Source organism: Acetobacterium malicum subsp. dehalogenans DSM 11527, from assembly GCF_000472665.1.
Classification (GTDB): domain Bacteria; phylum Bacillota; class Clostridia; order Eubacteriales; family Eubacteriaceae; genus Acetobacterium; species Acetobacterium malicum.
This window is the reverse complement of the sequence record NZ_KI421448.1, coordinates 28999-53146: the sequence shown is the minus strand read 5'-3', so window position 1 is coordinate 53146 and position 24148 is coordinate 28999. Positions and strand designations below refer to the sequence as shown.

Annotated in this window: 24 protein-coding genes, 1 riboswitch and 1 other annotated feature; of the genes, 21 read left to right on the top strand and 3 right to left on the bottom strand. The window is 42.0% G+C overall.

Annotation, left to right across the window (positions count from 1 at the left end; genetic code table 11):
- Positions 1-55: 55 nt before the first annotated feature.
- Complete coding sequence (gene feoB, locus A3KS_RS0117430; RefSeq protein WP_026395980.1) at positions 56-2077, top strand: ferrous iron transport protein B; 2022 nt, start codon at positions 56-58, stop codon at positions 2075-2077.
- 39 nt (positions 2078-2116) lie between these two features.
- The gene (locus A3KS_RS23345; RefSeq protein WP_084505066.1) at positions 2117-2281 is read left to right on the top strand and encodes a FeoB-associated Cys-rich membrane protein; all 165 of its coding nucleotides are present in this window, start codon (positions 2117-2119) and stop codon (positions 2279-2281) included.
- 73 nt (positions 2282-2354) lie between these two features.
- Here the strand turns inward: A3KS_RS23345 and A3KS_RS0117420 are convergent, their stop codons facing one another.
- Complete coding sequence (locus A3KS_RS0117420; protein ID WP_014356887.1) at positions 2355-2555, bottom strand: cold-shock protein; 201 nt, start codon at positions 2553-2555, stop codon at positions 2355-2357.
- Between the two features lie 300 nt (positions 2556-2855).
- Complete coding sequence (locus A3KS_RS0117415; protein WP_026395979.1) at positions 2856-3104, bottom strand: hypothetical protein; 249 nt, start codon at positions 3102-3104, stop codon at positions 2856-2858.
- A gap of 119 nt (positions 3105-3223) precedes the next feature.
- On the opposite strand from A3KS_RS0117415, the gene uvrC reads away from it, so the two are divergent.
- The 6 genes from uvrC (at position 3224) to A3KS_RS0117385 (ending at position 9772) form a co-directional block, all read left to right on the top strand.
- The gene (uvrC, locus tag A3KS_RS0117410; RefSeq protein ID WP_026395978.1) at positions 3224-5059 is read left to right on the top strand and encodes an excinuclease ABC subunit UvrC; all 1836 of its coding nucleotides are present in this window, start codon (positions 3224-3226) and stop codon (positions 5057-5059) included.
- An 85-nt stretch (positions 5060-5144) separates the two neighbouring features.
- Positions 5145-6107, top strand: coding sequence for an HPr(Ser) kinase/phosphatase (gene hprK, locus A3KS_RS0117405; RefSeq protein ID WP_026395977.1), 963 nt, complete (start codon positions 5145-5147; stop codon positions 6105-6107).
- Positions 6108-6179: 72 nt separating this feature from the next.
- Positions 6180-6947, top strand: a complete 768-nt coding sequence (locus A3KS_RS0117400) for a phosphatase (RefSeq protein ID WP_026395976.1) — start codon at positions 6180-6182, stop codon at positions 6945-6947.
- Positions 6948-7020: 73 nt separating this feature from the next.
- Positions 7021-7899 carry a DegV family protein gene (locus A3KS_RS0117395; protein ID WP_026395975.1) on the top strand — a complete coding sequence of 293 codons (879 nt, stop codon included), beginning with the start codon at positions 7021-7023 and terminating at the stop codon, positions 7897-7899.
- A 130-nt stretch (positions 7900-8029) separates the two neighbouring features.
- A complete protein-coding gene (prfA, locus tag A3KS_RS0117390) occupies positions 8030-9100 on the top strand; it encodes a peptide chain release factor 1 (RefSeq protein ID WP_026395974.1) in 1071 nt (356 codons plus the stop codon).
- Positions 9101-9382: 282 nt separating this feature from the next.
- Positions 9383-9772, top strand: coding sequence for a 4Fe-4S binding protein (locus tag A3KS_RS0117385; protein WP_026395973.1), 390 nt, complete (start codon positions 9383-9385; stop codon positions 9770-9772).
- Between the two features lie 100 nt (positions 9773-9872).
- Here A3KS_RS0117385 and A3KS_RS0117380 read toward each other — a convergent pair whose 3' ends face one another.
- Positions 9873-11267 carry a glycine--tRNA ligase gene (locus A3KS_RS0117380; RefSeq protein WP_026395972.1) on the bottom strand — a complete coding sequence of 465 codons (1395 nt, stop codon included), beginning with the start codon at positions 11265-11267 and terminating at the stop codon, positions 9873-9875.
- 68 nt (positions 11268-11335) lie between these two features.
- Positions 11336-11564 (bottom strand) — a binding site (T-box leader).
- 420 nt (positions 11565-11984) lie between these two features.
- On the opposite strand from A3KS_RS0117380, the gene A3KS_RS0117375 reads away from it, so the two are divergent.
- The 13 genes from A3KS_RS0117375 to fliP all read left to right on the top strand — a co-directional run bounded on the left by A3KS_RS0117375 (position 11985) and on the right by fliP (position 24144).
- Entirely contained in the window at positions 11985-13715 is a 1731-nt protein-coding gene (locus A3KS_RS0117375) for a Na/Pi cotransporter family protein (RefSeq protein WP_026395971.1), read from the top strand.
- 137 nt (positions 13716-13852) lie between these two features.
- A riboswitch (cyclic di-GMP riboswitch) is annotated at positions 13853-13937 on the top strand.
- Between the two features lie 393 nt (positions 13938-14330).
- A complete protein-coding gene (locus tag A3KS_RS0117370) occupies positions 14331-15944 on the top strand; it encodes a flagellar hook-length control protein FliK (protein WP_026395970.1) in 1614 nt (537 codons plus the stop codon).
- 12 nt (positions 15945-15956) lie between these two features.
- Positions 15957-16367 (top strand): flagellar hook capping FlgD N-terminal domain-containing protein, encoded by a 411-nt coding sequence (locus tag A3KS_RS21850; protein ID WP_051355977.1) that lies wholly within the window; start codon positions 15957-15959, stop codon positions 16365-16367.
- 30 nt (positions 16368-16397) lie between these two features.
- Positions 16398-16805 (top strand): TIGR02530 family flagellar biosynthesis protein, encoded by a 408-nt coding sequence (locus tag A3KS_RS0117360; RefSeq protein ID WP_026395969.1) that lies wholly within the window; start codon positions 16398-16400, stop codon positions 16803-16805.
- A gap of 73 nt (positions 16806-16878) precedes the next feature.
- The gene (locus A3KS_RS0117355) at positions 16879-18396 is read left to right on the top strand and encodes a flagellar hook-basal body complex protein (RefSeq protein ID WP_026395968.1); all 1518 of its coding nucleotides are present in this window, start codon (positions 16879-16881) and stop codon (positions 18394-18396) included.
- Positions 18397-18581: 185 nt separating this feature from the next.
- Positions 18582-18776 (top strand): flagellar FlbD family protein, encoded by a 195-nt coding sequence (locus A3KS_RS0117350; RefSeq protein ID WP_026395967.1) that lies wholly within the window; start codon positions 18582-18584, stop codon positions 18774-18776.
- A gap of 30 nt (positions 18777-18806) precedes the next feature.
- Positions 18807-19658: a motility protein A gene (locus A3KS_RS0117345; protein ID WP_026395966.1), complete on the top strand. Its 852-nt coding sequence runs from the start codon at positions 18807-18809 to the stop codon at positions 19656-19658.
- Between the two features lie 17 nt (positions 19659-19675).
- On the top strand, positions 19676-20422 hold the full coding sequence (locus A3KS_RS21845; RefSeq protein ID WP_051355976.1) for an OmpA/MotB family protein: 747 nt from the start codon (positions 19676-19678) through the stop codon (positions 20420-20422).
- A 29-nt stretch (positions 20423-20451) separates the two neighbouring features.
- Positions 20452-21465 (top strand): flagellar motor switch protein FliM, encoded by a 1014-nt coding sequence (locus A3KS_RS0117335; protein WP_026395965.1) that lies wholly within the window; start codon positions 20452-20454, stop codon positions 21463-21465.
- Positions 21462-22568: a flagellar motor switch phosphatase FliY gene (gene fliY, locus A3KS_RS0117330; protein WP_035356701.1), complete on the top strand. Its 1107-nt coding sequence runs from the start codon at positions 21462-21464 to the stop codon at positions 22566-22568. The genes A3KS_RS0117335 and fliY overlap by 4 nt, the downstream gene beginning before the upstream one ends.
- Positions 22569-22626: 58 nt before the next feature.
- Positions 22627-22989, top strand: a complete 363-nt coding sequence (locus tag A3KS_RS0117325) for a response regulator (RefSeq protein WP_026395963.1) — start codon at positions 22627-22629, stop codon at positions 22987-22989.
- A gap of 17 nt (positions 22990-23006) precedes the next feature.
- Entirely contained in the window at positions 23007-23363 is a 357-nt protein-coding gene (locus A3KS_RS0117320; RefSeq protein ID WP_026395962.1) for a FliO/MopB family protein, read from the top strand.
- Entirely contained in the window at positions 23356-24144 is a 789-nt protein-coding gene (gene fliP, locus A3KS_RS0117315) for a flagellar type III secretion system pore protein FliP (protein WP_051355975.1), read from the top strand. The genes A3KS_RS0117320 and fliP overlap by 8 nt, the downstream gene beginning before the upstream one ends.
- The last annotated feature ends 4 nt before the right edge of the window (positions 24145-24148 follow it).

Genomic DNA, 24148 nt, shown 5'->3' with positions numbered 1-24148 from the left:
TTGAATTTATTTAATCAGCATTTTAGTCTGGCATCAATGGAAATGAGGAAACAAAATGAAATATAAAATCGCGTTGGCGGGAAATCCCAACTCGGGAAAGACCACCCTTTTTAATTGTCTGACCGGCAGTAATCTCTATGTGGGAAACTGGCCGGGGGTAACCGTTGAAAAAAAAGAAGGAAATCTGAGAGACACAAATAAGGATATCACCCTGGTCGATCTGCCAGGAATTTATTCATTGGCACCCTATTCAATGGATGAGATTGTGTCCCGGAATTTTCTGCTGGAAGAACGACCGGATCTGATTATCAATATTATTGACGCCTCTAATATTGAACGAAATCTCTATTTAAGCACCCAGTTGATGGAGCTTAATTGTCCCATGGTTGGCGCCTTGAATATGATGGATGTGGTCAAGAAAACCGGGGTTGAGATCGACGTTCGGGAGATGGAAAAAATTTTTGGCTATCCCTTTATCGAAATATCCGCTCAAAAAGAAACCGGCATTGATGAACTGATCAAACTGGTTGAAAAAACACTGGAGATCAAAAAGCTCAAAGAATTCCCGCAGATATTTCCCCCGGAAATAATGACGTTATTCAATGAATTTGACGAGCTGCTTCAGAATAAGTATCCGGAGATCCTGGCCGGTTATCCGCGCCTGTTTCGCGTCATCAAACTGATTGAAAAAGACGAAGAGGTACTACTGAAGATTCATAATAATAGTGATTTACTGGAAGATATCGCTGTGGTCAGAAAAAAAATCGAAGTGCTGTCAAAGCATGATGTCGACAGCGCCATTGCCGATTATCGCTATCGCTTTATCACCGCGGGGATCAGTCAGGCAACTAGGAAAACCAAAGAAAATGCCATCCAATTTCAGGAAAAACTGGATAAGGTATTAATGAACCGGTATGCTGCCTTACCGATTTTCTTTCTCTTTATGTTTGTGATCTATTATGTTTCGATTACGCTGGTGGGGGATATTACCATCGGTGGCATCGAGTGGTTTATCAATGATGTCCTGATGGTCGGGGTGGCCGCAGTATTGGGCAATCTCGGTGCTGCCGACTGGATTATCGCCCTGATCAATGACGGCGTGATTGCCGGGGTTGGAGCGGTGTTGACCTTTGTGCCGCAGTTAGTCGTATTGTTCATATTTATCTCGATTTTGGAAGATAGCGGCTACATGGCCCGGGTCGCTTTTATTATGGATCGGATTTTCAGACATTTTGGTTTATCGGGGAAATCCTTTATCCCGATGGTAGTCGGCCTGGGATGTTCGGTTCCTGGAATTATGGCTACCCGAACCCTGGAAAATGAACGGGAACGTAAACTGACCGCCGTATTGACGCCCTTTATTTCCTGTGGGGCCAAGATGCCCATTTACGTATTAATGGCTTCGGTGTTTTTTGTGCAATATCAAACCTTGTTGGTATTCTCTCTTTATCTGGTGAGCTTAACCGTGGTTTTTGGATCAGGATTTGTTCTTTCAAAAACCTGGTTTAAGGGAGCAGATTCCGGTTACTTACTGGAGATTCCGCCGCTGCGATTGCCAAAGCTGAGGAATACTGCGACTCAGGTCTGGCAACGAACCAAAGAGTTCATTGTCCGGGCGGGAACCATTATTTTTGCGGTATCGGTGGTGCTCTGGTTTTTACAGAGCTTTACAATTGGTTTTCAGATGGCTACAGCTCCCGATGAAAGCATCCTGGCAACATTTGGCAAGGTCATTGCGCCGGTTTTTGTGCCCTTGGGATTTGGAAACTGGGTCGCCTCAGTTGCTTTGCTGACGGGAATTGCGGCCAAAGAAATGATTATCAGTACCATGAGTGTGCTATCATCTGGCCAGGGCGGTAGCTTAACACAGTCCATCAGTCAAATTTTTACCCCAGTGTCGGCTTATAGCTTTGTGATATTTGTTTTACTGGCGTCACCCTGTATGGCCGCTGTGGCTACCATGAAAAAAGAACTGGGCAACTGGCGAGATTTTCTCTTTGCCTTGGCTTATCAAATCGGTTTGGCCTATGCCGTGTCATTCGTCGTATATCAGGTCGGCAGTCGGATTTTTGTTTAGATTTTAACGCATTATAGATCGAAGAAAGAAGGAATAAAAATGATTACCTGGATTCTAGCAGCATTAATCTTAGGTGCGGCAGGCTATATATTATTTAAGAAGTTCAAGAAAATGAAATCCGGCGATTTTTCCTGTGAAGGCTGCAAAGGCGGGGACGGCTGCCCGGGTTGCCATATCAAAACTGAGCTACCCAAAGAAGATTAAAAATTGATCGGTACGGTAGTTTAGAGAAAAAAAGCCCCACCAGCAGAGCTGGTGGGGCTTTTTAATGACTTAATTATGCAATAAAAACGTTTGTAGCCTGTAAGCCACGATCTGTTTTTTCGGTATCAAAAGTTACGCGTTGTCCTTCAACGAGGTTTTTACGACCATCAGCAATAATTGCCGAGAAATGTACAAATACATCTTCGCCGCCATCTACTGAAATAAAACCAAATCCTTTTTCCTCGTTAAACCATTTTACTGTACCATTATTCATTTTAGGTACCTCCTAAATATTATTTGTAAATCGTGATGCAAAAACAAAAAACACATATTTTTGCAAATCATTTAAACGTAAAAATGACTTGCAAAAATATGTGAAATCAATAAATACACTTTAATTCTTTTTCATTATACACCCGGTGAAGGCTAATGTCAAATGATTTAACAAACACTTTAAAGGTTTAAGAAATCTGGACGTATAATTAGGTTGGGTCTGTGATGAAAGATAAACGAAAAAAGACAGATCCAACTCGTAGGATAAACAAGCTGGATCAAAAAAAGCTGAACTCAAGATTTATGTGGTACAATAGCTGTTAAAGTCAATGGACTCATATTTTCGTTTTAACAATTCTTTCGCTTCCTTGATAACTTCCTTCTCTGAAAGGGGAAGTCTTATCTCACGTATTTCGATGATTTTAAAGGGATTGTCTTTAATTGATTTTGTCAGAGTAAATCCACCATAAATTTTCGGAACAATCTTCACTTCGAAATTACCGAAAGAAATCAGGGTGTTGTGGCCATCTATTGTTATTTTTTCAAACATGGTAACACTTCCTTTCTTTATAATAATCTTGATGTTTAAAAAAGTATTATTATTATACCAAAATTAGGGTGCGAATAAACAAAAAAATCCAAAAAAATATTTATTTAAGGTTGACCACTATGTATGATAAAGAAAAATTAAAAGATTTGCCCCAGAACCCCGGAGTCTACATCATGAGAAATAATAATGGCGAGATTATCTATGTTGGTAAAGCCATTAATCTGCGTAATCGGGTGCGGCAGTATTTCCATTCGGCCAGCCAGCTTACTTCTAAAACAGTGGTGCTGGTATCCCATATCGAAACGATTGAAACGATTGTCACCGATTCGGAAATGGAAGCCCTGATTTTAGAATGTAATCTGATCAAAACGCATCATCCCCGCTATAATATACTGCTCAAAGATGATAAAAGCTATCCTTGGATTCGGCTGACCGTTAATGAAGAATACCCACGAATTATGATGACCCGGGAATATAAAAAAGATGGCGCCAAGTACTTTGGACCCTTTACCAGTTCTTATGCGGTAAAAAATACGATTGAAGCTATTTTGAAAATATACCCCTTGAAAACCTGCAACCGTCAGGTTGTTTACGGAAAAAAGACCGGTCGGCCCTGTCTGAACTATCATATTGGCCAATGCCAGGCACCCTGTCAGGGAAATGTGTCCAAAGAAAAATATGCCAGGGATATCCAGTCAATTCTGGATATTTTAAATGGTCGACATCCGGATCTGATTAAAAACCTGAACAAAAAAATGACTGAAGCTGCATTAAACCAGAATTATGAAGAGGCGGCAAAATACCGGGATCAGATTTCTGGCATTCAGCATATCATTGAAAAACAGAAAATCAGCTCCAGTACCAAACAGGATCAGGACTTTATTGGTTTAGCACAAAGTGATGATCTCGGATGTGTCCAGGTTTTTCATGTCCGGGAAGGCAAGCTGATGGGACGGGATCATTTTTTTCTCGAAGATCTTGGGGATGTCAGTCCCCGCGAAGTGCTGGAGAGTTTTGTTAAACAGTATTATGCCAGCTGCGGGTTTATCCCCCGGGAAATTATTTTAAAGGAAGCTCTCGAAGACAAACAAGTCATTGAAGAATGGCTGGGAGAGCTGGCTGGCAAAAGAATTGAAGTCCACTCTCCCCAACGGGGGCAGAAGATAAAAATGCTGGAAATGGTGGCGGACAATGCCGATCTGGCCCTGAAACAACAATTGCTGGAAAAACGGGAAAAAGAAATCCGTTCCAAAAGCCGCTTGGACGGACTGCAGGAGCTGTTGGGGATGACTAGGCGACCCAGTCGCATTGAAGCCTATGACATTTCCAATATCAGCGGCACCAATAACGTCGGTGGAATGGTCGTTTTCGACGATGGCAAGCTGAACCGGAAAGCCTGCCGCCGCTTTAAAATCAAATCGGTGGAAGGTCAGAACGATTATGCCAGCATGCAGGAAATGATCTTTCGGCGGATGGAACGGGCCATGAAAACCCAGGAGGCTAATAATTTTCTACCCTTACCGGAAATCATGATGATTGATGGCGGAGTCGGCCATGTGAATGCGGCCGAGAGTATCGTTTCTTTATATCCCGTTGACATCGAGGTATGCGGGCTGGTTAAAGATGACCGCCACCGCCTGCGGGGGATTTTCCATAAGGGTACCGAATACCCAATTAAAAAAGCCACGCCACTGGGTGTTTTTCTTTTTGAAATATCCGAAGAGGTTCACCGCTACACCCTCGGTTATCACCAGATTTTGAGAAAAAAAGAAATGCTGGCCTCCCAACTGGAGGAAATTCCTGGTGTCGGTAAGAAACGCCGGGAAGCTCTGATGGCCCACTTTGGGCAGGTGGATAAAATAAAAAAAGCAACATTAGCGGAATTGATGTCAGTCCCTGGGATGCAGGTGAAAACAGCCCAGGCGGTATTAGATTTTTTTTGTCAAAAGACATAAATATGTTTTATCAATAGAAACTTTGAGGTAGAATAACTTGAGTAAACTAATTAGTAGTAAATCAATGAAGAGAGATAAGAATAGAATGAATGGTAAAGTAAATTTGGATGATTTCTGTCGAGAAATCAAACTTGAAAAAATTTATTATAAGTCAACGGAACTGAACCTGGCAAACAGCGGCATCAATCGGCCGGGCCTGCAGCTCCATGGTTATTATGAGCATTTTGATTCCAATCGGGTTCAGGTGATTGGTAAGGTGGAAGTCTCCTATTTGCTGGATCTTGATCCGGAAGTTCGAAAGCAGAAGATCGACGACTTTTTCTCCTATGAATTCCCCTGTTTTATTGTTTGTTGGGATCTGGATGAGACCCATCTGTTTGAAGAAGCGGCCCAAAAATATGGCCGAACTCTGTTAAAAAGTAAGGAACATACCACCACCTTATTTTATGACCTGGTCAATTATATTGATCAACTGTCAGCCCCCCGGATCAGTTTACATGGGGTGCTGGTTGAAGTTTTTGGAGTCGGGGTACTAATTACCGGCCCCAGCGGCATTGGCAAAAGCGAAACGGCGTTGGAAATTGTCAAACGCGGCAATTGTCTGATCGCTGATGATGTGGTTGAGGTAAAGCGGATTCGGGACGGCCACCTGATGGGCACAGCTCCGGAGCTGCTGCAACACTTTATGGAAATCCGGGGCATTGGCATTATTGATGTGAAAACCCTTTATGGTGCCAGAGCCGTCAAAAAAGATGTTGAAATTGATATGGTGATCCGCCTGGAAAATTGGGATGAACGATCCCCCTATGATCGGCTGGGGTTGGATGAACAAACCCTGGAAATATTGGGAATTGATATCCCAGAAGTGATGATCCCTGTTTCCGGCGGACGTAACCTGGCCTGTATTATTGAAACCGCCGCCATCAATAATCGGACCAAACAATATGGGTATCATTCAGCTCAGGTTTTTTGCGACCGGGTTGCTCATCAAAATGATCTGGAAGTGGAGAAACGGGAAGCGAAGAAAAAACTGGAAGAAGCGAAGTAGACGGGCGGAGAATCACCGGCCAGTTATTTATCAAATAGCCAGTCAGTCGAAAAAGAGAAAAGAGATTAGAAAATGAGAAATTATGTTTTAGATGCCCATACCCATACTCTGGCCTGCGGACATGCCTACAACACCATCCTTGAATTAGTTGATGCCGCAGCCCAAAAAAATCTTGAGCTGATCTGTATTACCGAACACGGACCGGCTCTGCCGGGAGCGCCGACCCCCTTATTTTTTGCCAATTATAAGGTGATTCCTGGAAAAATAAACAATGTCAAAGTACTTAAAGGAATAGAGAGTAATATTATGGATACTGACGGAAATACCGATATTCCCATGGACTTTATCAAATCCCTGGAAATTATTTCGGCATCACTCCATACTCCGACCTTTAAACCGCAGTCAAAAACCAGCAATACCAGCGCCGTATTGGGTGCGATTGCCAATCCCCATATTGATTTTATCTGCCATCTTGGTAATCCCACCTACGAGCTGGATTATGAGGCTATTCTTCAGGATGCTAAAAAACACAATACCCTGATTGAAATCAACAATGGTTCTTTTTTTATCCGAAAAGGTTCCAAGCCCAACTGCGAATGGATTGCCAATCGCTGTAAAGAACTGGAGATTCCGATTATTATTGGCAGCGATACTCATTTTGCCTCGGATATTGGCGATTTCCCTTACGTCGATAAGGTTCTGGATACCATTGACTTCCCAGACGAACTAATTGTTAACCTGGATACTAAAAGACTGACCGATTATCTGGAAAGCAAAGGCCGGATCCTGTTTGCTGATCCTCGGGAATATGCCCAAGAATTGTTTTTGAAAAACGACTAAACTGTGATAAAATATTAATTCAAATAAATGCTTAAAATAATTACCTGAAAGCGAGTGGGAAAGGACATAAAGTATGACAATCAAAATCATCACCGATTCTGCCTGTGATATACTGGAAAGCGATCAACAAAAATTTGATATTGAGATCATGCCGGTTTACGTAGTCGAAAACGAAACGACCTATCGCGATGGGATTGATATATCACCGGCCGTGGTTTGTGACAATATGCGAAAGGGTGTGCGCTATAAAACCTCGCAGATTCCCTATGGTGATTTTTACAAACGGTTTGAAGAACTGATATCTGCAAATCAGCCATTTGTTTATCTGGCTTTTTCCAGCGGGCTGTCCGGGACTTATCAGGCAGCAGCTTTGGCAGAACGGGATTTAAGAGAAAAATATCCCGAGGCAGTCTTTAAAGTCGTTGATACCAGGGCAGTATGCTATGGCCTGGGTCACATTGCGTATGGCGCAGCTCAAGCTGCAGCTGCGGGTGCCAGTATGGATGAACTGATTAAGCGGATCAATTATTATATCGATCACGTCAAGCATGTCTTTACAGTCACTGATCTGCAATATCTGTATCGGGGCGGCCGACTGAATAAGGGAACGGCAATTATTGGCAATATGCTAAACATTAATCCGTTACTTGAAGTCAGTCAATCTGGCGAGCTGCAGCAAATTGACAAGGTGAGAGGCGAAAAAAAGCTGATCAAAAAAATGGTGGATTATCTGGAAGTAAATGGTAACCAGATCAATCAGCAGACCATCGGCATCAGTCATGCCGATAACTTGGAACTGGTGGAACTGTTTGTTAAGATGGCGGAAAAGCGATTTGGTACCGACCGCTTTAAAATAGTCCCCCTGGGTTCAACGGTTTTAACCCATTCCGGCCCCGGAACCCTGGCCGTCTTTTTCTTCGATGAGTGGAAAGAAGCCTTTCAGTTTGAATAGCACCAAACAGAGGTTTTTTATAGTCAACTTTGAACAAGAATTGCTTTGATGTTGGTTTTTGCAACGAGTAGCGAAGCTCACGGCAGTTTGATAATTGCCTAACCTAATTAAATAAAAAATAAGGAGCACTATGTTAGATAAGTTAGATTTTTTAGCAGAAAAGTATGCTGAATTAAATGAAAAAATCAGCGATCCCGAGATCATCGGCGATCAGAATCAGTGGCGAAAGCTGATGAAAGAACATTCCCACATTGAACCGATCATTCAAAAGTACAATGAGTTTTCCGAGACCTTGTCTGCGATTGATGACACCAAAGAGATGCTGGAAGATAAGCAACTGGAAAAAGATTTCAAAGAAATGGCTGAAGCGGAGCTGGACGAATTGACAAAAAAACGGGTGGAACAGGAAGAGGAATTGAGAATTCTGCTCCTTCCCAAGGATGTTAATGATGATAAAAACGTTATCGTTGAAATTCGAGCTGGGGCCGGTGGCAGTGAGGCAGCTTTATTTGCCGGAGATCTCTTCAGAATGCTGACCCGCTATGCCGAACGACAGGGCTGGAAAAGTGAAATTATGAGTTCCAGTATTCCCGACATTGGGGGAATCAAGGAAATTATTTTCGCCATTGAAGGAACTGGCGTTTACAGCCGCCTGAAATACGAAAGCGGCGTTCATCGGGTCCAACGGATCCCCAGTACTGAATCGGGGGGGCGGATCCATACCTCAACTGCCACGGTCGCAGTTCTGCCGGAAGCCGAAGATGTCGAAATCGAAATTGGCGCCAATGACCTGCGAGTCGATGTTTACCGATCATCCGGCAACGGTGGACAGAGTGTTAACACCACCGACTCGGCGGTGCGAATTACCCATATCCCCACCGGGATGGTAGTAACCTGTCAGGATGAAAAGTCGCAGCTGAAAAATAAAGACAAAGCTTTGAAAATTCTGAAAGCCAGACTTTACGAAATCGAACAGCAGAAGCAGCAAAGTGAAATTGCCGAAAACCGGAAAAGTCAGGTCGGTACCGGGGATCGCAGCGAGCGCATCCGCACCTACAATTTCCCCCAGGGCCGCATTTCTGATCATCGAATCAATATGACTGTCTATCAACTGGAAGCCTTCCTGGACGGCGACATCGATGAAATGATCAATGCGCTGGTCACCAGTGATCAGACTGAAAAACTGAAACAGCATTCTTAAGACTCAAAAGGAGCTTTCCAATTCAGGAGAGCTTTTTTTGATGAGAATTTTTTCGCAGGGAATTAATTGATAAAAATTTAACCTTATTTAGAAAGAGTACTGGTAAAGAGCTGTAATATTTTATCAGTAGGAAGCTCATAATCAGCGTAGCGCTAGAAATACCTATAAAAATTCCGGATTAGGTTGACAATTATTAGCTTTAAAAGTAGAATGAAAATCAGTTGAAAAAATTTAAACATAAATTTGATCTTCAGATCAAATTGTCCTTAAGGAGGAGTAACAATGAAAAAAGTAGTCGTAGCAGATCAGGCAGCATGTGTAAAGTGTTTAGGATGTGAATTAGCATGTGCAAACGCATTCTACAAAGAACCCGTTTCAGAATTATCATGTATTAAAATTACCGAAAAAGAAGATGGCAGCCCAAAAACTTTGGTATGTGTACAATGTGGTAAATGTGCTAAGGCATGTGAAGCCGGTGCCATCACTCAGAACGCTAAAGGCGTATACATGATCAGCAAAAAACTATGTGTAAACTGCGGAAAATGTGTTGAAGTATGTCCATTTGGAGTACTGGTTAAATCTGAAGACCGTGATGTTCCTTCAAAATGTATCGCTTGCGGTATCTGTGTAGAAGCATGTCCACAAGACGTATTGGCGATTAAAGAATCCTAATCAGCCGCATAACAATCGATAATTAATCAAATTTGTCACTCAAAAACGTCCCCTGTTCGAAAATTCTCGAACAGGGGACGTTTTTTTGCATCGTTTCTATTTAAAAATCAATCCGTTTAGAAATATAAGCAACTACTTCAGCGATGGGTACGCGGACCTGATCCATGGTGTCACGGTCTCGCAGGGTGACGCATTCGTCGTCCAGGGTGTCAAAATCCACGGTGACGCAGAAAGGAGTGCCGATTTCGTCCTGGCGGCGGTAACGCTTGCCGATGCTACCGGCTTCATCATATTCAATCATAAAGTGTTTCGACAGCAGGGTGGAAATTTCCATAGCCTTGTCGCTTAATTTTTTAGAGAGCGGTAAAACCGCGGCCTTGTAAGCGGAAAGGAAGGGATGAATCCGCATGACGTTTCGTTCTTCGGTTTTGTCGCCGCTGGTTATTGTTTCTTTTTCCATGGCATTACATAGGAAAGCCAGGAAAACCCGGTCAGCACCCAGAGAGGGTTCGATACAATAGGGAATATATTTTTCATTGGTGACCGGATCGGTATATTTCATATCTTTACCAGAATGGTTCTGGTGCTGAGTTAAGTCAAAATCAGTCCGATCAGCGATGCCCCAAAGCTCGCCCCAGCCAAACGGGAAGCGGAATTCCACGTCGGTAGTGGCGTTGCTGTAATGGGAAAGTTCTTCCTGCTCATGATCCCGGAAACGGATATTTTCGTCTTTCATACCGAGGTCAAACAGCCATTTCTTACAGAAGGACTTCCAGTAATCGAACCATTCCAGATCGGTGCCTGGGGCACAGAAGAATTCCAGTTCCATCTGTTCAAATTCCCGGGTTCTAAAGATAAAGTTACCGGGCGTAATCTCATTACGGAAGGATTTACCGACCTGAGCAATCCCAAATGGCACTTTTTTACGGGTCGTTCGCTGGACATTTTTGAAATTGACAAAAATGCCCTGGGCTGTTTCCGGTCGCAGGAAGATTTCGCTGGCGGTATCTTCATTAACGCCCTGGAAGGTTTTAAACATCAGGTTAAATTGGCGGATATCGGTGTAATCCATTTTTCCGCATTCGGGACAGACGATCTGATGTTCTTCGATAAAAGCCTTCATTTCTTCATTGGACCAGGCATCGACAATGACATCTTCGCCCTTTTCAAAATAGTAATCGGCGATTAGTTTATCGGCCCGGAAACGGGACTGACACGCTTTGCAATCCATCAGTGGATCATTGAAGCCGCCGACATGACCCGATGCGACCCAGGTTTTTGGGTTCATCAGGATCGCCGCATCCAGGCCCACATTATATGGAGACTCCTGGACGAATTTTTTCCACCAGGCTTTTTTAACATTGTTTTTCATTTCAACACCCAGCGGACCGTAATCCCAACTGTTGGCAAGACCATCGTATATTTCTGAACCGGGGAAGATAATTCCCCTCATTTTGGCAAGACTGACAATTTCAGCCATCGTAAATTCTGACATTTTTTCCTCCTGATAAATAGTGTAATCAATAGCGCATGCTAAATAAAAAAACCGCCCCTTGTAACAATACAAGGGACGGTATAACCGCGGTTCCACCCAAGTTGTCTGCCCTTAATGGCAAACCACCTTAATCATTTAACGAATCTCACGTCAACCACCTAAAATTACCGGAAGCGGGAAAGATAGTGGCTGCAGCTCCAAAAGTGCCATTCATAGAGTTTGATTACAGATCTTTCACCACCATCTGCTCGCTTTAAACCATTGACTCACTGATTTTTCTTTTCTCAACGCTTTTTTATTTTTTAAATTAAAATAAAGATTATCAAAAACAGACCCATATGTCAACCCAAACTTTCTATTCTAATGAAGTTTGTTTGCTATGCTGAGATGAGCAAATATAAAATTGAAAGAAAATAATTAATAAACCAGGTTAACAATAATATTTATTATAAAGAGTGGAAATTTAAAAATATGCTTTAGACAAATAAAAAAGGTTCTCATTTTTAGTGGTTAATGTTAAAATCAGGTTAAATCTTAAATACTCTCATTTAAGAAAAGTAAAAAAGATTACCCTGGTGAACGAATGTGCGTGAATCATATGGGATTAGCTTATTTGACTACTTACTCCTTAATTCTGTGGTTTAGCTTGTTATTTTGTTTAACACAAGAATTTTGGCTGGGTAGGTTAGTAAGTTAAATGATATTTTGGAGGAAAAGATGACGTTAGAAATGTTAGTCGGACTTTTCGGCGGATTAGGACTATTTATTTTTGGAATGCACATGATGAGTGAAGGCTTGAAAACAGTTGCTGGAACAAAAATGAAAAAGTTGTTGGAGGTTTTAACAAACAATAAGGTCAAGGCCATCCTGGTCGGGACCGCGGTAACCATGATTGTTCAGAGTTCCAGTACCACAACCGTTATGGTGGTGGGTTTTGTCAATGCTTCTCTAATGACGCTCACCCAGGCGGCAGGCGTTATTTTAGGAGCAAACATCGGAACCACGGTGACAGCCCAACTGATCGCCTTTAATGTAACCGAATTAGCGCCGGTTTTTATCGGATTTGGAGCACTGATCACACTCTTCAGTACCAGGAAAAGGAATCGGGATTTAGGAAGCATTGTCCTTGGCTTTGGGATCTTGTTTTTTGGTATTGCCGCCATGTCAACGGCGATGGAACCCTTGCGGGAAAGCGAAGATTTTATTTATTTGCTGTCTACTTACGGCACGAATCCGCTGTTAGGAGTTCTGATCGGAACGCTGATCACTGGCATTATTCAAAGCAGTAGTGCATCCATTGGTTTGCTTCAGGCACTGGCGCTTTCTGGTGTATTTGCCAGCATCGGCGGAACCGGAGCGATTCAGATCTGCATTCCTATTTTAATTGGTACAAATATTGGTACCTGTGTCACGGCGCTAATTTCTTGCATCGGAACGTCGACTGCAGCAAAAAAAGCAGCATTTATTCATCTTTTTGTTAATGTATTTGGAGCTGTTTGGGTGATGCTGTTCTTAATTGGGGTAGACAGTGTCATGACGGTAAATCCCGTCTATGAATTTATTGTAAACATTTCCGGAACTTTTATCAGTAGCAGCGGGGAAGTTGTTCCGAATGTGGCAAGACAGATTGCAATGGCCCATACCATTTTTAATGTGGCCAACACGATTGTTTTATTTCCACTGATTGGTTATTTTGTCACCTTTCTGGATCGGGTATATCCGGAAAAAGCAGAAGAGTATGGACTGCAGCTGGATGATCGGCTGCTCAATAATCCATCCATCGCTTTAGGGCAGGTTGTCAGAGAAACAAATCGTTTGGCTGATATGAGTTTTAAGAATTTCAGAGTGGCTTGTGAATCCATCATGGATGGAAATGAAAAGTTGGTTGAAGAAGTAGTCAAGCGAGAAGAACGGATTGACGAATTCCAACAGGGAATTTTTGAATATTCGGTTAAACTTTCCAATGAAAACATGTCAGAAGAGGAAAATGACCGACTGGCCTTTGTCTTAAAAGGTAGCCATGATCTGGAGCGAATTGGCGATCATGCCATGAACATTGGTGAACTGGCAGAAATGCGAGCCTCAAATAAGATTGTCTTTAGTGATATAGCTAATCAGGAAGTGTTAAATTTGATCAGTTTAACTACCAATACCCTCCGGGATATGGTAGAATTAATGGAAAATGAAGAAACGTCCCTGTGTTATAAGATTTTGGATGAAGAAGAAGAAATTGATGAGCTGACTGAAAAATTAAAAGATGATCATATTCGCCGTCTCAACGAAGGAATCTGTAATCCTTTTGCGGGAGTCATCTTTCTGGATTTATTAACCAATTTGGAACGGGTTGGCGACCATGCATCAAACATTGCACTGGGGATTCTGGGATTGAAACTTCACCAGGGCCTTATAAACCAGAGTGAATTTGATAATGAAACAATAGCAGAATAGTCATAAAACGGGGACTCAAATTGAAGGAGTAGCGACACCTGTAAACACAGCTGAGCTGGGGTAATTACAGGTATTTTCTCTTAAGGAAAGGAATATTTCCATTGACAGTTAATGTGAATTAAAGTAGTATTATAATAACATAATATTAGCATACTTATTGAAAAGTAAGGACGCAAAACTACAGGGTCTAAATACAGTGGTATATGACAGCCAGTTGCAAGATAAAGGGTGGTTACCTTAGTAAGCAGCGGCATTGTCGCTGCATTTTTTTGTTCGTTCAGAAGAACGTATAAGAATACAGAAGAAGCTGAAATAAAAAACGCTTAAATAAGTTGCATAATATTAAAGTATTAATATATAATGAACACAGACTTGTCTTTTTTAGAGAGATTCTTTTTACTGGAACAATTATTGTTTAAAACAAGAGTTTTCTTAAAATTCAATTTAATTTGAATCGGTGATGTTTATCAGGATCTTTTTCGCTAATATATAATATGAACAATGATTATACCAGTCGACTCGACTGTTATATAAATGGGACATTTTAAATCGTCCCGGCTATTTCAGATACAATTATGTACAGGAAATAGTCAAATTTACGAAGGGAGGTAGGCAATGAATTTAGAGTTTCAATCGGCGGGAAAGCTGACAATGAACAGGTTGCACACAACAACCGAGACTCCGGCAGCCCCTCAGTCAAAGGGGCATGAAAGAAGCGCTCAATTTAAAGATCTGCTGGATCAGTCCAAACAGGGTATTAAACAGGCAGATCATCAACTGGAGAAAGCCCGGGAAAACCGGAGGGAGTCCAAATCAATTGCGGAAAGCAATCGACGGGAAAGTGAACAGGCATCGTTAAAAGACGGTGGAGTTAAAGCAGACGATAGCCAAGCCGAAGAACCTGTAACGGAGGAGCTGAATGGTGACGAAAGTCAGGAAAGCAGTGCTGCACCAACAATTGACACCGCTCAACTGATGGGTATCCAGAATTTTCAGGGTGGCATTGAAACAGCCCTAACACGACTCAATCTGAAATTGGGTCTTGAAGAAAACATGGTACCGGAAGATCTCGCAGTTCAAGGGCAAGTTATCGAACTGAAGGATGTAGGTGATCAATTACAAGGTGTACCTATTCTTGAAAACAGTCCACAAAATGATGCGACAGCTCATGACGAATTGCAATTTTTGCAGCAAAATGTCGGAAAAGTCGAGAATCAGGAAGTCGTCGAAGGTGTTCAGGAGGGATTGTTAAAAAATGACAGGCCTGAATTGACAGCGACAAAAGTAATAAATAGTGATGCAAATCAAGATCAGCAGTTGGTTGATCAGGTAAGTGCACGTGAAGATTCAGACCCCCAGATTGTTGGTGATGCCAAGCAGCGGAATGGGGATCAAGCAGAAGATGTTAAGTCAGAAACACGTTTGACGGCATTTAATGGAGTTGAGCTAACAGACGAAGTTGATTTGACAAAAGAGGCAGATCAGCCGGTCAAAGTTGATTCAACAGAAAAAGTGTCTTTAACGGAAGAGGCAGATCAGCCAGTCAAAATTGATCCATCAGACAAAATGGATATAACAGAAGAGGTACCTTTAACACAAAAATCAATTAGTGATCAAACTGAATCAATTAGTACTCAAATGTCCCCGGCAAACCAAACCGAAAACCAGAATCCTGGTCAAAAAGGTGTTCAGGAGATCAATGTAACCGGCATCAACACTGGTAAAGGTCCAGAAGTGCAGCCAGATACCAAGGTGGCTGTCGCTCAACAGGTAGAGCAGAAAATTCTTCAAAATTTTGAGCCCAACAAGCCAATGGTGTTGCAGATGACACTATCGCCGGATAACTTAGGGGATATTGATATCAAGCTGAGTTATGATCAGGGGAAACTGATCATCGATATTACCGCAATCAGTAAGGAAACCCAAAATCTGTTGGGAAAACAAATCAATTTGTTGGTGAGAGGCCTTGCCCTTCAAAATGTTCAAGTTGAAACGGTACATTTAAATACGCCAGTGGAACAGAGCAGTGACAGCCAGGATGCAACATTTATGATGAACAGCGGTTCTGATCCCAATGAGAACCAAAATCAGGCCCTTTTAAGAGAACGGTTTATCAAAAACAGTGGTGTATTAAATAGTATTTTAACAAGTAGTGACGAAGATGAGTCAGTAATGATTCCCCAGAATTTGCAGAACTACACAAACCATAGAGTGAATTATTTGATATAAGGAGGCAAAAACATGGCAGTTAATTCAATTAACACATTAGGAACCACTGCTGCAGTAACGCAAACGACTGGCACAACACCGAAAACGTCCTTGAATATGGATGACTTTTTAAAACTGATGGTCGCCCAGCTTCAGAATCAGGATATGAACAATACCGCAGATACCTCTGAGTACACATCTCAGATGGCCCAGTTTTCGATGGTTCAGGCATTAACAGATTTGACCGAGCTTTCAAAAACGACCTACGGTCTCAGTATGATTGGCAAAGAAGTTACCTTGGCGGAAACTAAATCTGATGGGACATTAAATGTTATCACTGGAACCGTGGAAGGCGTCAATCTTTATAATGGCGATGCCCAAATTATCGTCAATGGCGTGAACTACCCCATGAGCAGTGTAATGGAAGTAGGCCAGGCGAAATAATTAACAGACTTTGAAAGCTGAGGTGAGAAAATGGCTGATGGAATCAATGGCAATTATTATCGGCTAAACGATGCGATCATTCGGCAAACCGAAAGACTTAACAATGCCAATCAAAACAAAGCCGTTAATGATAAGCAGAAAACCGAAACAAGTTTTAAGGATCTGCTCGATCAACAAATTAAGAATACCGTCACCTTTACCAAACATGCCAGTATCAGAAAAGAACAGCGAAACATCGAAGTGACTGACAGTGATTTGGAAAAACTGGGAGATGCATGTGACAAAGCCCAGGAAAAAGGGATTGGCAATGCATTAATCATGATGGATAATTCCGCATTTATTGTCAATGCAGCAGACAAACGGGTTATCACCGTAATGGACAAAAACGAAATGAAAAACAAACTATTCAATGATATTGATGGTGCCGTATTTATATAGTTGGACCTCTGTGAGGAAACTATAAAGCTTTGACCGATTGATAAGCTTTAGGCGGCACAGAAAGGATTTACAAATGATCAGATCTTTATATTCAGGAATTTCCGGGATGGCAGCCCATCAAACTAAATTAAACGTAATTGGGAATAATATTTCCAATGTTAATACCTATGGCTTTAAAGCCAGCCGAGTCGTATTCAGCGATGTGTTATATCAGAATTTATCAACTGCCACTGGAGCAACCGCCACCACCGGTGGTACCAATGCCAGTCAGCTGGGTTATGGAACCAAGGTTGGCAGTATTGATATGCTTAATACCATTTCTTCCGGTGCCAGCACCGGCCGGGCGCTAGATGTCTATATTGCCGGCGAAGGTTATTTAACCGTTCAGCCTGAAGCCGGAGCTAACCGTTATACCCGAGTTGGTAATTTAAAATTTGATGCCGAGGGTAATCTTACCGATGGTAGCGGCAGCAAGGTGATGGGGATACCGATTGATGCAGATGGGAATCCGATTTTAAACCCGAATGGTACCTTGCCAATTGAAGACCTGCAAGCGATTAATGTTACACCAGCAGAATTAGAAAAATATACCGGTATCACCATTGGTAAATCTGGTGAGATTACCGGTATCAGAGCCGGGGATCCGGAGTTTACGAAGGCTTCAGGTAATACATGGCTCAGTGGTATAACCATTCCAGCGGCATCAAATTATACCGGAAATGTAACAGTGGATATCGGCACGATGGTTGGGCTTGCAGATGGGGCTGCTGAAGAAGCTGCAATAAACGTGGCGCCAACTGCGGATGTTATTGGAACACTGACCTTAACAAAGGCAGGCGGTACATATACTTTAGCCACTGGTCTCACATCAAAAGACGACGATGCTACTCCACTCGACAATCCTGAAGGGTCAGGAAATTATGGAAAGGCTACATTGTCTTCATCTGGGATTTTGACCTTTGCAAATCTGCCGGGACTTAAGATTGATACGACAAAATTAATTGGCGATCCGACTCAGGATGGTGGCCTCGAACTTGGTGCAATAGAACCAGATGATTTTACTTCGGTTGTAGCGACTGTTTACAATCAGGGCGGGCAGGTTGAGTATTTGCGAACCCCAGAAGGAACCGATATCGATTTTGATGCAACTACTGATACTAGCGTAGTTCTCACAAGTTCAACCGGTGGAACACTGACACTAGATGTTGATGCCACGGCTTTTGGCGATTTGGTCACGGATCTTGATACAGCACCAGTTGAATCAGCATTAGTTGGCAAAATCGAAACCGGCAGCGATAAACCAGAAGTTTTAGGTTACCTGGCCATCGCAAAATTTGCCAATGTCGATGGTCTGCTCCAGGATGGTAACGGCTACTTTATGGAATCCGCCAACTCAGGTACAGCGATTGCTTCAAAAGCCGGCACCAATGGAACTGGCGGGACTGAATCCGCCAATCTGGAAATGTCAAACGTCGACTTATCCCAGGAGTTTACCGATATGATTATTGCCCAACGTGGTTTTCAGGCAAACTCCCGAATTATCACCGTTTCGGATTCCATTCTGGAAGAATTGATTAATTTAAAAAGATAGTTTATAATAACTGAGAAAGTTCACCCGAAGGAGAAAACTCCTTCGGGTAGAACTTTTTATCATGGCCATTCACCAAATGGGTGGTGCACTCATTTGGTGAATGGCTGTTATATAACAGAAAAAAACGAAAAATTAGTTCCGTTTAAGTTGGTCAAATAATAAAAACTATATTTTGAGGTGGAAATATGATAGAATTAACGAGATTGAACAAACAAAAAAATGAAAAGTTTCTTCTGAATTGCGAGATCATCGAAATCATTGAAGAAAAACCAGACACAACCATTCGGCTGATGAACGGCAAACACTATGTGGTTACCGAGAGTTCAGCTCAGGTTCTTTCTAAGATCATCGCATATAAACGAAGCATTTTTAGTCGTTAACAACTAAATTCTGACAGGAAGTATAAATTTATGGAAATTTCAACAATCATCGCTTATGTCCTAGTCGTCTTTACCATGTTTTTCGGGATGACATTCAGTTCTGCAAATGGTTTTAATATTGGGGCATTAATGAATTTCTTTGATGCTCAGAGTATTTTCATTACCATCGGTGGAACATTTTTCGTTCTTATTGCATCATTTCCCTTTAAATCCTTTACCCATATTCCGAAACATTTAAAGATGATCTTTTTTAAGAACAAACAGAATCCTTTGGAATATGTGGAAATTTTGACAGAGTTGTCTAAAGAGGCGAGACGTAAGGGGTTGTTGGCGCTGGAAGCGAAAGCAGCGGAGATTCAGGATGAGTTTTTAAAAGAAAGTGTATTGCGGATCGTCGATGCCATTGAACCGGATAAGTTAAGATCCTGGTTTGATCAGAAGATTGATTATATTTCAGAGCGAAATGATCAGGAGCGAAAAATCTATGATATGGGGGCAGCTCTGGGACCAGCCTTCGGGATGATTGGAACCCTGATTGGGTTGGTCAACATGCTAAAAAATATGAGCCTTGAAGGTGGCGCCGGGACCCTGGGAGCAGATATGTCAGTCGCATTGATTACCACCTTTTATGGATCGGTTCTGGCTAATACCGTTTTTATGCCAATATCCTGTAAGCTGGAAATTGCCCAGGGGAGAGATCTGCTGATTAAGGAATTAATCATTGAAGGGGTTGTCGCCATCAAAGAAGGTGAAAATCCCAAATATATCCGGGACAAATTGATGAACTTTTTAACTGAGGATGAAATCAGAAAAGCGAATGGCGAAGCCCCGTCAAAAGGTGGAAAATCCAAAGGTAAAAAAGGAAAAGCTGTTGAAAGCTAAAAATAGGGGTATATACTATGGGAAAGCGTAATAAGAACAAAAAAGAAATCAATAAAGATGCCTGGCTGAACACCTATGCGGATATGATCACCCTGATTTTAATCTTTTTTGTCCTGCTTTTTTCGATGTCAACCATCGACGCAGAAAAGTATAAACAGTTAGTTGAGCAGTTTAATCCTGCGGCAGTTTATGAAACAACCGGGACAGCGACAGAGTCAGATGGTGCAACATCTCCTAATGAGGATATCACAGTGGAAGAGATTGTTGATCTCGAAGACCTATACCAATATTTAAGTCAATACACGAAAGAAAACGGGTTGGACGATGCAGTAAGTATTGAAAAGAATGAAAGTTCTGTTGCAATCAAGTTTATGTCTTCAATCTTTTTTGAACCGGACAGTTCCCGGATCAAAGCGGGCGGACAGCAGATACTAATTGATATTGGCAAGGCTTTTAAGGCAGTAGAACCAACTGTTAAGTCGATTCGAATCGACGGGCATACCGCTCAGGCCGATTCGCCGGTTGACGACCGTGACTTGTCCAGCAGTCGGGCCAATGAGGTTTTAAGATTCCTGCAAAACGGTTATATCAGTGATCCTTCAAAATTATTGTCAGTCGGGTTTGGTCAGTATCGACCTATCGCACCAAATGATACCGAAGAAAACAGAGCCAAAAACCGCCGGGTCGAAATCCTTATTTCCGAAACGGAAGATTTTTTCAATGACATTGCGACAGATACAGGTACAGAAACGGTTGTACAATAGAATAAAAGACAATACTAGGAGAAACGAATATGGCAGAAATTCTTTCGCAAAGTCAAATTGATAGCCTTTTAAGCAGTTTAATAAGTGGCAAAGACGAGCCGGAAGCACCCAGTGCAGTCTCGGGCAAAAAGGTTAAAGATTACGATTTTAGAAGACCAAAGCTTTTTACCAGAGAACAGCTTAAGCATCTGTTTAGCATTTATGAAAATTATGCGCGGCTGGTGTCTTCTCATATAACTGGAATTCTGCAAACTTATAGTTTGGTAGAAATAATTGAAGTTGAAGAACAACAATACTATGAATTCAATAACGCTCTTCCCGATTCAGTTCTGATGGGACTCATCGATTTTGATATAAAAGACAGTGAAGATGAAGAAGATCTGGTAATCATGGATATTTCCAAGGAAGTTGGCTTTTGCAGTTTCGACCGACTTTTAGGTGGTTCCGGAAAACCGCTTAAAGAAGATCGCGAATTTACAGAAATTGAAATCGGGGTTATGGAGTATTTTTATCGGGGGATGATCAACCTGATGAAAAATGTCTGGTTTGATTACCTCGAAATCGCCCCAAGATTAATAAAGATTGAAACCAATTCCCGAATTCTTCAAGGGATCGGGGCGGATGAAAATGTTGTCATCATTGTTATGAGTATCAAAGTAAATGAAACCCAAGGGAAAATCAACATCTGTATTCCGGCAACGACCTTGGATATGCTCTTCAAAAAGAAGATGTCTCAAACCAAGAAAAATATAAAAAGAGGAGATCAGCAGGCAGAGGAAAAAAGACGACTGAATATTATCAATGAAATCAGAAAAACAGAATTGGAAATTAAAGGCGTGTTAGGTGACACCGAAGTACTTTCTCAGGACATATACGAACTGGAAGTCGGAGATATCATCAAGCTGAACAAACCGGCGAATTCCATGGTCGATATTGTTGTCAATGACGAGGTTTGGTTTAGAGGAGAAATGGGAGACTATAAGAAAAAAAGAGCGATCCAGATAAAAGAGCTTAACGAGAGAGGAAGTGAACTATTCATATGACAGATGCAGTAGAGAATCCAGACAAACTGTCCAGTATGGAAATTGATGTCATTGGTGAAGTAATGAACATCAGTATGGGCACAGCTGCCACGGCGATGTCCACCATATTGAACACAAAAGTTAATATTACCACCCCAAGAATTGAAACAATCGGAGTAGAAGCCTTTGAGTTCGCTTACCTTGAACCAGTCATTGGTGTCTTAATCAATTATGTTGAAGGCATCGAGGGTGCCAATGTGTTATTGCTGCAAGAGTCAGATATGAAAAAAATCTTATCGCAGCTGTTTGACATGGATACCAGCGATGATATCGAGTTTGATGAAATCAGCAAAAGTGCCATCGGTGAAATCATGAACCAGATGATGGGAGCAGCTGCCGGAGCATTAGCTTCTTTTTTAGGAAAAGTCGTCAATATTTCACCGCCAACGCTTCTGGATACCACTAACAAATCCAGCATCCGGGACTTATTTTCGCTAAAAGGTGATAATCTGGTCAGCATCAAGTTTAACCTGAGTATTGAAGGTCTGGTTGAAAGTGAATTTATCAGTGCGATGGAACCCGCTCTGGCCCGGGAAATTGTCTCCATGTCAATGGGGGCAAGTGGCATGGATGACGAAGAGGAAGAGGAAGAAATTCCACCGCCACCACCACCCATTCAGCAGGTGCCACCGGTTCAGCAGGAAACAATTTATCAGCCGCCACCCCAGGCGCCCCCGCAAGAACCTGCCCGGGTGGTCAGAAATGACCCGCCGCCGGCAGCCTATGCGCCGCCGCAACAGCCGGTCCAGGTTAATCCTTATGAATATCGACAACTGGGTGAGGATCAACGAGTCAATATACCGGGAGATAATCTGGATTTATTGATGTCTGTACCGATCCAGATTACGGTAGAATTAGGAAAAACCAGAAAAAAAATAAAAGATATCGCCGAATTAACTTTAGGAAACATTGTTGAGTTGGATCGCCAAGCTGGGGATCAGGTGGACGTCATCGCTAACGGACGACTAATCGCCCGGGGCGATGTGGTAGTTGTTGATGACAACTACAGTGTTAAAATAACCGAAATTATCAAAGTCAGAGATAATTCTGAGCAAAAAAAATAGCAGAAATTAATATAGATTAACAAATAATTTTGAAAGAATGGATTAAAAGGAGAAGAAAATGAGTAAAATTTTAATTGTAGACGATGCGGCCTTTATGCGTATGATGATCAAAGATAGTTTAAAAAAAGGTGGCTACACCGATTTTATCGAAGCTGAAAATGGCGAAATTGCGTTGGCTGAGTATAAAGAAAATCGACCGGACTTAGTTCTTTTGGACATCACTATGCCAGTGATGGACGGGATCCAGGCGTTGCAGGCCATTAAAGGTTTTGAACCGCAATCTAAGGTTATTATGTGTTCAGCGATGGGACAGGAAGGCATGGTTGTGGAAGCGATTAAAAACGGGGCCCTTGATTTTATTGTAAAACCATTTAAAGCAGACCGCTTGATCCAAACCGTCAACAGTGCCCTTGGCAAGTAAAAGAGAGCAGGTCCAAATTGGGTTCCAGTGATGTATTTTCGATAATTCTAGCACTATTGGGGACCGTTGGTGTTATTGTTTTAACCTATTATGGAAGCAGATGGTATATCGAACGGTTTTTAAAAAGACCGGGATCAATATCCGGTGAGCATCATATGCAGGTGGTTGAAAGACTGATTGTCGGGAAAAGCGGTTCCATCATTATCGTTGACATTCAGGGTGTTCAATACCTGGTTGGAGTAACGGAGCATAATATCCAAATTTTGTCACAGCTGGAAGAACCGATTTCTTTTCAGAAAAAGCAGGAAATATCAAAAGAGAGCTTTTTGAGTATGGTAAAATCATTTTCTCAAAAGGAAAAACAGAATGAATGAAATAATAACGACATCAAAAAATAGAAAAGTAATTTTCAGAAAAGCGCTTGTCATCATGCCGATTTTCGCCATTTTGTTTTTTCTTACCGCGACAAAAGCACATGGTGCCGAGTTGTCGGTAGAAGGCCTGCTGGCTGGTGAAAGTTCAGATACTGTAAAAATCATCGTCCTAATGACGCTGATTACCATCGTGCCGACCTTATTGCTGATGATGACTTGCTTTGGCAGAATCATCATCGTGCTTTCTTTTTTAAGGAGTGCACTGGGCTTGCAGCAGACACCACCCAACCAGATTCTGGTCGGTTTGGCGCTGGCAATCACATTTTTTGTTATGTCACCCGTCTTAACAGAGATCAACACGGTGGCTCTGCAGCCATATAATGCCGGAACCATTGACTCCCAGCAGTTTCTGGATTTGGCGGTGGATCCTATTAAGGAATGGATGCTGATGCAAACCACAGCTACTGATGTGGACCTGTTTAAAAGCTTATCGGTTCAGGCAGGTCAGACCGGGATCGAAAATATGGCCCCGCAGGATTTACCGCTGACCATTGTCATTCCGGCTTTTATCATCAGTGAATTAAAGAGGGCCTTTTTAATCGGTTTTTTGCTGTTTATTCCATTTCTAATCATCGATATGATTGTCTCAAGTGTGCTCATGTCCATGGGGATGATGATGCTTCCACCGGTTATGATTTCCATGCCATTTAAACTGATGCTGTTTGTGGTGGTGGATGGATGGGGTTTATTAGTCAAAACCCTGATTATGACCTATAACTAAAGAA